Genomic DNA, 9,891 nt, shown 5'->3' with positions numbered 1-9,891 from the left:
GGCGTCCCGTCCGCGCTGTCTGCGCCGCCGGTGAAGGGGGTTCTAAGGCTAACAAACAAAACCCGCAAGACGTTTTTGCGAGAAAATTCAAATTTCTGTCGCAAAACTTGTAAGTAACTGTTTTAAAGCAATTTTTTTAGATGATTTTCTTTGCGCCCCGCCCCTTTCGCCCACTGATGTTTGGGCGCAAACATCCCGGAGAGCAATGAAAGCCGCTTATCCACATGCTGCAGCGCAACATTTGGAAAAGGCCCTCCCGCAAAGCCCGATTCAGGTGGTGAATCGGCGCCCTGAATCGGTGAATCGCTTCACGCTTCTTTCATCTGGCGCAGGTCGCGAGGGCGTTTCGCTTGTTTGGGGATAATGCGGGTAGCCAAAAGGGCAAGTATGACCCCGAGGTAGATCAGCGGCTCCACCTGCCAGCCTTTGACCACCATGACATAGTGGACGCCCCCAAGGATGATCGCGGGGTAGAAGAGTTTGTGGAGCTTGCGCCAACGCGGCCCCAGCTTTCGCACAGACCAGTTGTTCGACGTGAATGCCAGCGGGGACAAAAGGACAAACCCTGCCATTCCGATGGTGATGTAGGGGCGCTTGGCAATGTCACTGATAATCTGACTCAGGATTTGCACATCAAGAACGAGCCATACGAGCAGGTGGCAAAAGATGTATGCGAAGCCGATGACTCCGAGCGCACGACGGAAGCGGATAAGGTTGAGCCCCACGAAGCGCCGCAACGGCGTGATCGCAAGGGTAGCGATCAGAACCTGCAAGCCCAGCTCGCCCAGCTCGTGTTCAAGGTTCTGCACCGGATCAACACCAAGGTTCCCCGTCAACGCGGCGATGAACATGTAGACGGGCGGCACGACTGCAATCAGATACAGGGTCCACGGCGGCACACGCCGCAGACCACTGTTCGCGCGATCAACGAGGGTCATCAGTAGTTCACCGACAGGTCCATGCCGCTATAGAGACTGGCAACCTGTTCTTCGTACCCGTTGAACTTCAAGGTGGCGAGGCGTCCAGCGAAGAGGCCGCTGCCAATGCGACGCTCGGAGGCCTGGGACCAACGCGGGTGGCTGACCTCGGGGTTCACATTTGAGTAGAACCCATACTCGCGGTGATTGATGGCTTTCCACGTATTCTCAGGCTGTGTGTCCATCAAGGTAATCTTGACCACCGACTTGATCGACTTGAACCCGTATTTCCATGGCACCACCAAGCGCAAGGGCGCTCCGTTCTGATTAGGGAGCTCTTTACCATAGAGACCCGTCGCCATGATCGTGAGCGGGTGCATGGCCTCATCGAGACGCAAGCCTTCTACATAGGGCCAATCGATCACGGCGCGATTCTGGCCGATCATCTCGTCAGGGCGGTAGAGTGTCTCGAAGCGGACATACTTCGCGGAGGGCTGAACACCCGCCAGATCGAGAAGCTCGCGCAGCTCGAAACCGTTCCAAGGGATCACCATCGACCACGCCTCGACACAACGGAAGCGATAGATGCGCTCATCGATATTCACCTTCGACAGGATATCGCCCAGATCATAAGAGCCAGGGCGCTCCACCATCCCATCAATTTCGACCGCCCACGGGTCGGTGGTCAGCGTGTGCGCATTGCGGGCGGGATCGCCCTTGTCCGTGCCGAACTCGTAAAAGTTGTTATAGGTGGTGATCTCTTCGAAAGTGTTGGGAGTCTCGGAGGTATCAAACCCGCTGATCTCGAAATCGGGCATGGTCTGCGCCTGCGCACCTGCGGCAGCCATCATGCCCGCTCCAGCCGCCCCCGCGCCGACAAGACCCGCCATGAGTTGACGGCGGTTGAGGTAGGCGGATTCCGGCGTGATGTCGGAATATTTGAGGTCGTTCGGTCGGGCCATCGGGGTCCCCTCCAGGGTTGCAGGTCATTGTGTCCTGCAACAAGACCTACCCCGACACCCCCATTCCACAAAGAAAACTCATGTCACAACTGCGTTGGCGGATTGTAACTTGAATCGGAATAGCTCGGCACAATGCGGTCGAGCGGGATGGAGGTTCCGTCCGCCTGAACGATGCGGACGTGGTGGCGTCGCATCTGTCGCGGTTCCAACACACCGACCGAATGCGCGATGGTTTCCAACTCTTTCACTGTGGCGTTGGCGAAGGCGGCGACCTTCTTATACTTGTCCTCCACCACAAGCCCCTCTTGTAGGTGCGGATCGTGGGTTGTGATCCCCGTGGGGCAGGTGTTCTTGTTGCACTTGAGTGCCTGAATACAGCCCAGCGAGAACATGAAGCCGCGCGCGGAGCAGACGAAATCCGCGCCAGCGCAAATCGCCCAAGCCACATCAGCCGGATTGACCAGCTTGCCGCCCGCCACGATGCGGATGCGATCATGCAGCCCGTATTTGTCGCGCAGGTCAACGATGCGGATTAGCGCTTCCTTGATCGGCATACCCACGAGGTCAATCAGCGGCATCGGCGCAGCACCCGTTCCGCCCTCACCCCCGTCGATGGTGATGAAGTCGGGCGCACTCTCTTCGCCGCGCTCATTGATCAGTTCAAAGAACTTGGCCCACGGGCGCGACGAACCAACCACAAATTTGAAACCCACGGGCTTCCCCGTGACCTCTCTTATATGTCCGATGAAATCGAGCAGGTCGCCGAAGTCGTCCACTTCACGGTGGCGGTTGGGGGAAATCCCGTCCTCGCCGGGTTTCAAGCCCCTGATCTGCGCGATTTCGGGCGTAATCTTGGCCGCGGGCAAAATCCCGCCCTTGCCAGGCTTCGCACCCTGACTGAGTTTGATCTCGAACATCTTCACTTGTTTATGGGCCGCCATCGCCCGCAACTTGTCGTCGTCGAGATTACCAGCTTCGTCGCGAATACCGTATTTCGCCGTTCCGATCTGATAGACGAGGTCCGCGCCACCTTCGAGGTGGAAGGGCGACAGCCCCCCCTCCCCCGTATTCAGCCAGATACCTGCCTCTTTCGCACCCTTGGAAAGAGCAAGTACGGCGGGTTTGGATATCGCACCGAAGGACATGCCCGAGATATTAAAAATGCTCTTGGCAGCATAAGGTTCACGGCAATACGGCCCGATCACCAATGGCTCGGTCGCAGTGAACTGGTCGTCGAGCGGCGGGAAAGCCGCGTTCATGAATATGGGTGTGCCTGGGATACTCAGGTTGCGAGTGGAGCCGAATGCCACGGTGTTACTCTTGCCCTTGGCCGCCTGATAGATCCAGTCACGCTGCGCGCGGTTGAATGGCAGTTCCTCGCGGTCCATCGCAAAGAAGTACTGGCGGAAGAACTCGCCCAACGTCGTGAACCAGTGACGGAAATGCCCGATCACAGGGTAGTTGCGCAGGATCGCATCCTTGGTCTGTCGCTTGTCCAGAACATAGGCCGCCAAGGCGGTTAAAACGAGCACCCCGACCACCAAAACGAAAATAAGTGCCAGCACTTGCAGGGCCGCCATAGTCCAATCGAACAATTGCATCCGTACCTCCCGATTCAGGCGTTTCCGGCCACCCTGTCACAGACTGCGCGGAAGGCAACAGCGTTAACGCAAACATGCATAAGGAAGATGACCGCATCTCCCATGGTCTTGGTGAATGCACTCCAACACCACCGCGACTTCCCGCCCAAACACACCTTCTCCAAACGAAAGTCCCCCGCCACGGTCTCGCGGCGGGGGAGGTATTCACGTGGATCTCGGCTCAAACCGAGACAGTGCAGTGGCGTTAGTGGACTACGGCATCGTCGGGCTTGGGCTTATTGGTCGATCCTTTACGGTCCCCAATCAGAAGGCCATCAGCGCCCGCTGACACGTTCACCGTTTCACCGTCCTTCACATCACCCGCGAGGAGCAATTCGGCCAGTTGATCCTGCAACGTCTTCTGGATCACGCGCTTAAGCGGGCGCGCACCGAACACGAGATCATAACCCTCGTCAGCCAACCACGCCTTTGCCGCCTCATCCACATTGAGGGTGATGTTGCGCTTAGCCAGACGCTTGGCCAGGAGTCCGATCTGGATCTCCACGATGCCACCCATATCCTCACGTCCGAGCCGATCAAAGATGATCGTCTCGTCAAGGCGGTTGAGGAACTCGGGACGGAAATGCGCCCGCACCGCGTCCATCACATCGCGCTTCGCATCGCTGGAATCGGCCCCCTCGGGCAGTTGGCTCAATGCCTGCGCCCCGAGGTTCGACGTCAGAATGATCAGCGTCTGCTTGAAGTCCACCGTGCGGCCCTGACCATCGGTCAGCACACCGTCATCCAAGACCTGCAACAGCACGTTGAACACATCGGGGTGCGCTTTCTCGACCTCGTCGAACAGCACGACCTGATAAGGACGACGCCGCACAGCTTCGGTCAACACACCGCCTTCGTCATAACCGACATAGCCCGGAGGCGCACCGATCAGACGGGCAACCGCGTGTTTCTCCATGAACTCCGACATATCGATCCGAACCATCGCATCGTCATCGTCGAACAGGAATTCAGCCACAGCCTTGGTCAACTCGGTCTTACCGACACCCGTCGGCCCCAAGAAGAGGAAGGAGCCAAGCGGACGGTTCTCGTCATTGAGCCCAGCACGCGCACGGCGCACTGCATTGGCCACAGCGTGAACCGCGCTGTGCTGACCTATGACCCGCTTGTGCAAGCCATCTTCCATCCGCAGCAATTTCTCACGCTCGCCTTCGAGCATCTTGGAGGTCGGGATACCCGTCCAGCGCTCGACCACTTCCGCGATCTGTTCAGGGCGCACGGCCTCTTCGACCATGAGATCGCCATCCGCATCGGCGCCCGCCGCTTCGGCTTCCGACAGTTGCTTCTCAAGCTGCGGGATCACGCCGTAAGACAGTTCCCCCGCCTTGGCGAGATTGCCCTCACGCTTGGCGATATCCAACTCGGCCCGCGCACGGTCCAACTGCTCTTTGAGTTCACGCGCGCCTTCGAGTTTACGGCGCTCGTTTTCCCATTTCGCGGTCAGTGCAGAGGACTGCTCCTGCAACTCGGCCAATTCGCTCTCAAGTTTCACAAGGCGATCCTGCGATGCAGCATCGTCCTCTTTCTTGAGGGCCTCTGCCTCGATCTGAAGCTGGAGGATCTGACGGTCAAGCTGGTCAAGCTCTTCGGGCTTGCTATCCACTTCCATCCGCAGACGCGATGCTGCCTCATCCACAAGGTCAATCGCCTTGTCAGGCAAGAAGCGATCGGTGATGTAGCGGTGCGACAGAGTGGCCGCTGCAACAAGCGCGCTATCGGAGATGCGCACACCGTGGTGCAACTCGTATTTCTCTTTGATGCCGCGCAGGATCGACACGGTATCCTCCACCGTCGGCTCCTCAACCATCACGGGCTGGAAGCGGCGGGCAAGAGCCGCGTCTTTTTCCACATACTTACGGTATTCATCGAGAGTCGTCGCGCCAACACAGTGCAACTCCCCGCGCGCCAGCGCAGGCTTGATCAGGTTGGCGGCATCCATCGCGCCATCGGATTTCCCCGCGCCGACAAGAGTGTGCATCTCGTCGATGAAGAGAATAACCTCGCCCGCGGCGGCTTCGATTTCCTTGAGGATGGATTTCAGACGTTCTTCGAATTCACCACGATACTTCGCGCCCGCAATCAGCGAGCCCATATCGAGCGCCAACAATTTCTTGTTGCGCAAGCTTTCGGGCACGTCGCCGTCAATAATGCGCAGCGCAAGCCCCTCGGCAATCGCGGTTTTACCCACGCCCGGCTCACCGATGAGAACAGGGTTGTTCTTGGTCCGACGAGAAAGCACCTGCATCGAGCGGCGGATTTCCTCGTCGCGCCCGATGATCGGGTCAATCTTGCCCTCTTTGGCGGCCTCGGTAAGGTCACGAGCGTATTTCTTCAACGCCTCATAGCCGTCTTCGGCGGATGCACTGTCAGCGGTGCGCCCTTTGCGAATTTCGTTGATCGCGGTATTGAGTTTCTGCGCCGTCACGCCACCCGCATCGAGTGCATCTTTCGCGGCAGATTTGGTGATCGCCAACGCAGTCAACAGCCGCTCGACAGGAACGAAACTGTCACCCGCCTTGGTCGCGACCTTCTCGGCCTCGTCCAGAACACGCGCAGTGGCTTGATCCATGTAGGTTTGACCCGCATCGCCAGAGACGCGTGGAATCTTGTTCACCGCAGCCTCGGTGTGCGCCGCAACGCTTTTCGCATCGCCGCCCGCACGAGTGATGAGACCCGACGCAAACCCTTCGTTATCGTCAAGAAGTGCCTTCAATAGATGTTCGGGTTTAAGAGCCTGATGGCCCTCCCGCATCGCGATCGTTTGCGCAGCCTGAAGGAACCCGCGCGACCGTTCCGTGAACTTCTCCATGTTCATCGGTTTCTCCTTTCGTTTCAAAGCGTCCCGCTTTTTCCCGCGCCCGCTTGGCGGCACACGTGAGGGTCGGAACCTTGGTTTTTATTTGGGGTCGCGTTGCCTGCTTCGCAAGAGGGTGAGGACACAAATCCACCCCTCGAAACAGGCCCGCACAATGTTATCGCAACCACTAACGACCCCGCTTACAAGGCGCACGCTTCCTGACAAGGGCTTGACCGAACAAGGCCAAAAGCGCATTTGAGGGCGAATTCGCGTAGACCCTTCCATAAGAGGATACCCCTATGACCGCCGATGACCGTCTGATTGTTGCCCTCGACGTGCCCAATATCATCAAAGGGCAGGAGGTCGTGGAACGCATCGGCGATGCGGTCTCCTTCTACAAGATCGGGCTAGGGATGCTCACCGGCGGCGGTCTGGCGCTCGCCAACGAGCTCAAGCAGGAATACGGCAAGCGCATCTTTCTCGACATGAAGTTCTTCGACATCGGGGCGACGGTGGAGAAGGCGGTTGCGGGCGTGGCGCAGTTCGACATGGACTTCCTCACGGTTCACGGCGACCCCTATGTTGTGGAGGCCGCCAAACAGGGGGCCAGCGGGTCGAACATGAAAATCCTCGCCGTGACCATCCTGACCTCACTGGACCGCAACGACCTCGACGGTGCGCTGATCAAGAGCGGCGAGATTGCCGATCTGGTGCAGGAGCGGGCTGGCCATGCGCTGGCAGCGGGGGCAGATGGCGTCATCTGTTCGCCGCAAGAAGCCGCGCTCGTTCGCGCCCTTCCCGAGGCCGAAGGGAAGCTCATCGTGACCCCTGGCGTGCGCCCCGCTGGCGCCGCACTCGGAGACCAGAAACGGGTGGCCACCCCTGCGCAAGCGATCCGAGACGGGGTTGATCACATGGTCGTCGGCCGTCCGATCTGGCAACACCAAGACCCGCGCAAGGCCGCCCTGAGCATCCAGAACGAAATCGCCACCGCGCTCAAATAGACCGCACGCGAAAGGCGGCACAGGTCAGATATCGTCGTTGATATCCTTGTCCCAGGTTTTGACCTGCCCTTTGCGCACGCCAAAGGCTTGTCGCATGGCAAACCACGCAAGCAGCGAGATCACGGCGAAGGCCAAAGCAATCGTAGCGAGATTGGTGCCCAGAAGGCCGAGCGCCAATAGGACCGCGACCAAGGCCGCACCAACCCCGAATCCCAAAAAGATGAAGCCAGGCGCGAACACTTCCAGCCCGAACAACAGCACTGCAGCCACGCCCCACACCCACCATTGTGCGACAAATGCCAGCATCAGGCGCCCTTCCCTTTATTCCACAGCTTGAACGCATCCCCGAAGGCATCAAGCGCATTGGCGGGAACGACGACCGTCTGCTTTCCTTGACCTTCGCCCAAGGCGACAAGCGCCTCGACCTGTTTGAGCGCAACCTGATACTGCGCCGCCTCGATCCCGTTGGCGGAAATGGCTTCCGCCACGACCGAGGTTGCATAGGCTTCGGCGTCCGCCTGAATGCGACGGGCCTTAGCGATCTGTTCGGCGGAGTATAGCTCGGCATCGGCGGCCAGTTCGACCGAACGTTTTGCCCCTTCGGCCTCGGTCACAGCAGCACGGCGGGCGCGTTCGGCATTGAGCTGTTGAAGCATCGCCCTGCGAGTCTCTTCGTCAAGATTGACGTCGAGGACTTCGGCACGTGTCACCTCAATCCCCCAATTGTCGACCGCATCCTCGACCGCCAGCTTGATGGTCGAAATCAGTTGATCACGGTTCGACTGGACCTCATCGAGCTCCATCTTGCCGATCTCGGCCCGCACGATCCCCGCGACCGTGGTCGCAATCGCCGCATCGACATCGCGAATACGGTAGACAGTCTTTTCAGGCTCGATGATGCGGTAGAAAACGGAGGTCTCGACCTTAACCAACACGTTGTCGGAGGTGATCGCATCCTGCATCGCATTCGGTAGCTGGCGTTCGAGGATGGAGATCTTGTGCGCCACGATGTCGATCAACGGAACAATGAAGTTGATCCCTGGCCCAAGCACGGAGCGCAGTCGGCCAAAACGCTCGACCACGTATTTCTCGGACTGCGGCACGATCCGCACGCCCTTGAAGATCAGCAGAATAATAAGACCCGCAATTGCCAGCGTCACAAGGCTGCCACTCGGGAACATCGAGAAAACGTCATCGGAATACATTGTTATCTACCACTTCGATTATTGTTGTTCTCGGGATTCTAGCGCATGTCGTCTCTCGAGGATAGTATGTGCACCTTAACCTTCGGAGTTTTCCATGCCTGCCCTGTGTCGGGATTGTCTTGCCGAATTCGACCATGGAGTGCGCTGCCCCGAATGCGGCAGGCCACGGGTGTTGGCGCATGAGGAACTCTTTGATCTCAGCATTGCACATATGGACTGCGACGCTTTCTATGCTTCGGTGGAAAAGCGCGACAACCCCGACCTTCGAGACAAGCCACTGATCGTCGGCGGAGGCAAACGCGGCGTGGTCACGACTGCCTGCTACATCGCGCGGATCAAGGGGGTGCGCTCGGCCATGCCGATGTTCAAAGCGCTGCAACTGTGCCCCGAAGCAGTCGTCGTCCCGCCTCGCATGGAGGCCTATGCCGAAGCCTCCCGCGCCATACGCGCCATGATGGATGAGTTGACCCCCGTGGTGGAGCCGCTTTCTCTCGACGAGGCCTTTCTCGACCTCACGGGCACCGCCAAACTCCACGGTCATCCACCCGCCGTGATGCTCGCCCGCCTCGTCAAACGGATGCAGGACGAGTTGGGCCTCACCGGCTCCATCGGCCTCAGCCACAACAAATTCCTCGCCAAGATCGCCTCCGACCTCGACAAGCCGCGCGGGTTCTCCGTGATCGGGACAGCCGAGACAATGGACTTCCTCGCCGACAAACCCGTCTCGCTCATCTGGGGCGTGGGGCAGATGACACGCACCGCACTGGAGAAAGCGGGCATCCGCACCTTCGCCGATCTTCGCCGTTGGGAGCGAGACGACCTGCACCAACGGTTCGGGAACATGGGCGACCGTCTATGGCACCTCGCGCGCGGGCAGGACAAACGCCGGATCTCCGCCAACCGCCCCGTGAAGTCCATCTCCAACGAGACAACATTCTTCGAGGACACGGGCCACATTGACCTGCTGGAAGGCCACATCTGGCGCCTCGCGCAAAAAGTTTCGGACCGCGCCAAGGCTCGCGACATTGCAGGGAGGATCGTCACGCTCAAACTCAAACGCGCAAACCATTCAACGTTAAGCCGTCGCGTAACACTGCATGACCCGACCAACATCGCCGATCGCCTCTATCGCACGGCGCGCGGGTTGCTTGATCAGGTGTTAGACGAAGGGCCGTTTCGGCTCATTGGTGTGGGGCTTTCCGATCTGGTCTCCGCCTCAGACGCCGACCGCACTCCCGACCTTCTCGACCCCGATGCGGCCAAACGCGCCGAAGCCGAACGCGCCAGCGACCTGATCCGCGCACGATTTGGCAAAGATGCAATCGTGAAAGGCCGCGCGCTGCGCTGA

General features: G+C 59.1%; 8 protein-coding genes. 2 read left to right on the top strand and 6 right to left on the bottom strand.

The window, feature by feature from the left end; genetic code table 11:
- Positions 1-308: 308 nt before the first annotated feature.
- The 4 genes from msrQ to clpB form a co-directional block, all read right to left on the bottom strand.
- On the bottom strand, positions 309-938 hold the full coding sequence (gene msrQ, locus ACN0SC_RS13945; protein WP_417250287.1) for a protein-methionine-sulfoxide reductase heme-binding subunit MsrQ: 630 nt from the start codon (positions 936-938) through the stop codon (positions 309-311).
- Positions 938-1,879 (bottom strand): protein-methionine-sulfoxide reductase catalytic subunit MsrP, encoded by a 942-nt coding sequence (msrP, locus tag ACN0SC_RS13940; protein WP_417250286.1) that lies wholly within the window; start codon positions 1,877-1,879, stop codon positions 938-940. Before msrP ends, msrQ begins: the two co-directional genes overlap by 1 nt.
- A gap of 83 nt (positions 1,880-1,962) precedes the next feature.
- A complete protein-coding gene (locus ACN0SC_RS13935) occupies positions 1,963-3,480 on the bottom strand; it encodes an FMN-binding glutamate synthase family protein (RefSeq protein WP_417250285.1) in 1,518 nt (505 codons plus the stop codon).
- Positions 3,481-3,724: 244 nt separating this feature from the next.
- Positions 3,725-6,352 carry an ATP-dependent chaperone ClpB gene (gene clpB, locus ACN0SC_RS13930; protein WP_417250284.1) on the bottom strand — a complete coding sequence of 876 codons (2,628 nt, stop codon included), beginning with the start codon at positions 6,350-6,352 and terminating at the stop codon, positions 3,725-3,727.
- Between the two features lie 281 nt (positions 6,353-6,633).
- Here clpB and pyrF point away from each other — a divergent pair, with 281 nt between their 5' ends.
- Positions 6,634-7,338, top strand: coding sequence for an orotidine-5'-phosphate decarboxylase (gene pyrF / locus ACN0SC_RS13925; protein WP_417250283.1), 705 nt, complete (start codon positions 6,634-6,636; stop codon positions 7,336-7,338).
- Between the two features lie 24 nt (positions 7,339-7,362).
- Here pyrF and ACN0SC_RS13920 read toward each other — a convergent pair whose 3' ends face one another.
- Together ACN0SC_RS13920 and ACN0SC_RS13915 are read right to left on the bottom strand one after the other, a co-directional pair.
- Positions 7,363-7,644 carry an NfeD family protein gene (locus ACN0SC_RS13920; RefSeq protein WP_417250282.1) on the bottom strand — a complete coding sequence of 94 codons (282 nt, stop codon included), beginning with the start codon at positions 7,642-7,644 and terminating at the stop codon, positions 7,363-7,365.
- On the bottom strand, positions 7,644-8,519 hold the full coding sequence (locus tag ACN0SC_RS13915; protein WP_417250296.1) for an SPFH domain-containing protein: 876 nt from the start codon (positions 8,517-8,519) through the stop codon (positions 7,644-7,646). The genes ACN0SC_RS13920 and ACN0SC_RS13915 overlap by 1 nt, the downstream gene beginning before the upstream one ends.
- A gap of 118 nt (positions 8,520-8,637) precedes the next feature.
- On the opposite strand from ACN0SC_RS13915, the gene ACN0SC_RS13910 reads away from it, so the two are divergent.
- Complete coding sequence (locus tag ACN0SC_RS13910; protein ID WP_417250281.1) at positions 8,638-9,891, top strand: DNA polymerase IV; 1,254 nt, start codon at positions 8,638-8,640, stop codon at positions 9,889-9,891.

This window comes from Celeribacter sp. (genome assembly GCF_048261515.1).
Taxonomy (GTDB): domain Bacteria; phylum Pseudomonadota; class Alphaproteobacteria; order Rhodobacterales; family Rhodobacteraceae; genus Celeribacter.
The sequence above is the reverse complement of the archived record's forward strand: the minus strand, read 5'-3'. Positions and strand labels throughout refer to the sequence as shown.

Excerpts from the sequence above, each read along its gene's own strand:
- pyrF (WP_417250283.1), top strand. The coding sequence starts at position 6,634 with ATGACCGCCGATGACCGTCTGATTGTTGCCCTCGACGTGCCCAATATC.
- clpB (WP_417250284.1), bottom strand. The coding sequence starts at position 6,352 with ATGAACATGGAGAAGTTCACGGAACGGTCGCGCGGGTTCCTTCAGGCT.
- ACN0SC_RS13915 (WP_417250296.1), bottom strand. The coding sequence starts at position 8,519 with ATGTTCCCGAGTGGCAGCCTTGTGACGCTGGCAATTGCGGGTCTTATT.
- msrQ (WP_417250287.1), bottom strand. The coding sequence starts at position 938 with ATGACCCTCGTTGATCGCGCGAACAGTGGTCTGCGGCGTGTGCCGCCG.
- ACN0SC_RS13920 (WP_417250282.1), bottom strand. The coding sequence starts at position 7,644 with ATGCTGGCATTTGTCGCACAATGGTGGGTGTGGGGCGTGGCTGCAGTG.
- msrP (WP_417250286.1), bottom strand. The coding sequence starts at position 1,879 with ATGGCCCGACCGAACGACCTCAAATATTCCGACATCACGCCGGAATCC.
- ACN0SC_RS13910 (WP_417250281.1), top strand. The coding sequence starts at position 8,638 with ATGCCTGCCCTGTGTCGGGATTGTCTTGCCGAATTCGACCATGGAGTG.
- ACN0SC_RS13935 (WP_417250285.1), bottom strand. The coding sequence starts at position 3,480 with ATGCAATTGTTCGATTGGACTATGGCGGCCCTGCAAGTGCTGGCACTT.